This is a genomic window from Streptomyces sp. 8K308, assembly GCF_004348315.1.
Taxonomy (GTDB): Bacteria; Actinomycetota; Actinomycetes; order Streptomycetales; family Streptomycetaceae; genus Streptomyces.
This window is the reverse complement of sequence record NZ_SMKC01000569.1, coordinates 1-2,138: the sequence shown is the minus strand read 5'-3', so window position 1 is coordinate 2,138 and position 2,138 is coordinate 1. Positions and strand designations below refer to the sequence as shown.

Here is a 2,138-nt window from a genome sequence, read left to right as displayed (position 1 = left end):
GGCGGGGGCAGTTCCGGCCCGTTCACGGCCGGGCTTCGCCCGGCCGGACCGCTCCCTTGCGAGGACACGGGTCGCCTGCGGCGTGGGTTGCCTGCGGCGCTGGGCGGTGACGGCCGGTGGCGCTGGCGGGTCGTCGCCGGTGCGGAGAGCCGTCCGCAGCCGGCCGTGGGGCAGCCAGGTGATCTCCGCTTCGGCCCTGGTCGACAGGTGCTGGCGGTCCGCCACGTGTTGGGTCTCGATCCAGACCCGGGCGGGGAGGCCGGCCGGCAGCCAGGCGAGGATGCCGGCGATGGCGGGGAGGGCCGAGGAGTCGCCGGCGATCAGGACCTGGTCCGTGTCGGGCGGCGGGCGGAAGTCGACGCCCCCGTTGTCCTCCTCGGTGGGGCCGAGCACGGAGACCGGCGAGCCGGCCTCCGTGGTGACGGCCCAGCGGGAGGCGGCTCCTTCGCAGTGGACGTAAGGAGCTGGGGTTCGAGCTGGGCGTAGCGCTCGATGTTGAACTCGCCCCAGGCCTCGCACGGGCTGGTCAGCCGGTCCACGTCGAGGTCCCGGCCTGCGGGTTGGGGCCGCCGCGCACCGGGCCGCTCGGGCCGAAGATCGCGGTGCACGGGACGCCGAAGTCGTGGAGCGCGGCGGCCGAGCCGACGTAGGCGACGATCCGTTCCGGGGCGGCGTCGAGGCTGACGGTCTCGTCCCGGTCGTCGGTGAAGCTCCAGCCGCCCTGGCCGGTGACGGAGCCGGAGTCGGCGCCGCAGGCGGCGAGCAGGCCGGCGCCCGAGGCGGCGAGCAGGGTGCGGCGGGCAAGCGTGGCGGGCCGGGGAGCGGGCGCCTTCATGGCGGTCAGCCGAGCCGGGTGGCGGAGCGGATGGCCTCGGCCAGGTTCTCCATGGCCGGGGCGCAGCCGGCGTAGCTGTAGGTGGGCTCTGGGTTCCAGGCGGCGACCTGGCCGGCCTGGACGGCGAGCAGGGAGCGCCAGGTCGGCTTGTCGGCGGCCAGTTGGTCGGGCTGCAGGCTGATGGCCCGGTCGTCGAGGAGGATCAGGTCGGCCGGGTTGAGCCCGGCGTTCTCCCAGCTGACGGACTGGAAGGTGCCGGCCTCGTCGGGGTCCTCTGGGACGACGAGCTCCACGCCGAGCTCCTGGTAGTAGGTCAGGTCGGAGAGGTCGGCGGGCACGCAGAACCACACCTTGTCGGCGGTGGCGGAGAGCGCGAGCACCCGGATGCCCGGGTTGTCGCGGGCCGCCTGCCTGATGGCCTCGGCCGCGGCGTCGTAGCGCTCCCTGGCCGCGACGACGTCGGGCGACGACAGGTCGCACCCAGCGCCTCGGCCAACTCGGCGTAGCGCTCGACCGTGGTGCCCAGCGGGGGGCCGACGTTGGCTATGCCGACGCTTGGCGCGATGCCCAGGATGTCGGAGGCGGTGTCCTCGGAGACCCACCACAGGCTCGGCGGGGTGTGGATGTCGCTGACCAGCAGTTGGGGGTCGAGGCCAGGTACTCCTCGATATTGAACTCGCCCCAGGCGTTGCCCAGGTTGGTGAGCCGGTCCAGGTCCAGGTCGGTGTCAGCACGCTGGGTTCGCCGTCCGCGGTGATGGCGGGGCCGAAGATCCCGGTGCAGCGGATGCCGTAGTCGTGGAGCGCGGCGGCGGAGCCGACGTAGGCGACGATGCGCTCGGGGGCGGCGTCGAGGGTGGCGGTCTCGCCGCGGTCGTCGGTGAAGCTCCAGCCACCCGAGCCAGCGCCGTCGGAGCCGCCGGTCTGCTCGTCGTCCGAAGAGCCCGAGGAGCAGGCGGTGACCAGGCCGGCCGCGCCCAGTGAGCCGCCGGCCGCGCCCAGGAAGCCGCGACGGGACAGTGCGCCGGTCGTCCGTGGCCTGCGCGGGATCGTGGTCGTCATCGGAGCACCTTTCGGCGGGGTGTGGCGAGTTGGGACGCATGGGGACGTCGCCGCGTGCCGGCGCACCGGCCGGCGAAGGTTCGGTGAGGTTAGGCTAACCTAACCGCATGTCGCGGGGGGGGTGCCTCTATGTCCTTCGTCAAGCCCGAGCTGGTCATGCGACGGCTTCTTCGGGGACGCGTGGTTCGTAGAAGGTGCCGTCGCGGAGCATGGCGAACAGGACGCTGATGCGGTGGCGGGCG

The 2,138-nt window shown here is 73.7% G+C and carries 3 protein-coding genes; all 3 read right to left on the bottom strand.

The features are described 5' to 3' along the window. Positions 1-393, bottom strand: a 393-nt coding sequence (locus tag E1265_RS40905) for an SIP domain-containing protein (RefSeq protein WP_347877292.1), incomplete at its 3' end; no start/stop codon positions are given. Positions 394-526: 133 nt separating this feature from the next. After that, the gene (locus E1265_RS40105) at positions 527-835 is read right to left on the bottom strand and encodes a hypothetical protein (RefSeq protein ID WP_243741347.1); all 309 of its coding nucleotides are present in this window, start codon (positions 833-835) and stop codon (positions 527-529) included. Between the two features lie 5 nt (positions 836-840). Further along, positions 841-1,896 carry an ABC transporter substrate-binding protein gene (locus E1265_RS35745; RefSeq protein WP_243741346.1) on the bottom strand — a complete coding sequence of 352 codons (1,056 nt, stop codon included), beginning with the start codon at positions 1,894-1,896 and terminating at the stop codon, positions 841-843. Positions 1,897-2,138 lie beyond the last annotated feature (242 nt).

Bases quoted from the DNA above. Each gene is read 5' to 3' on its own strand.
- E1265_RS35745 (WP_243741346.1), bottom strand. From the start codon at position 1,896: ATGACGACCACGATCCCGCGCAGGCCACGGACGACCGGCGCACTGTCC.
- E1265_RS40105 (WP_243741347.1), bottom strand. From the start codon at position 835: ATGAAGGCGCCCGCTCCCCGGCCCGCCACGCTTGCCCGCCGCACCCTG.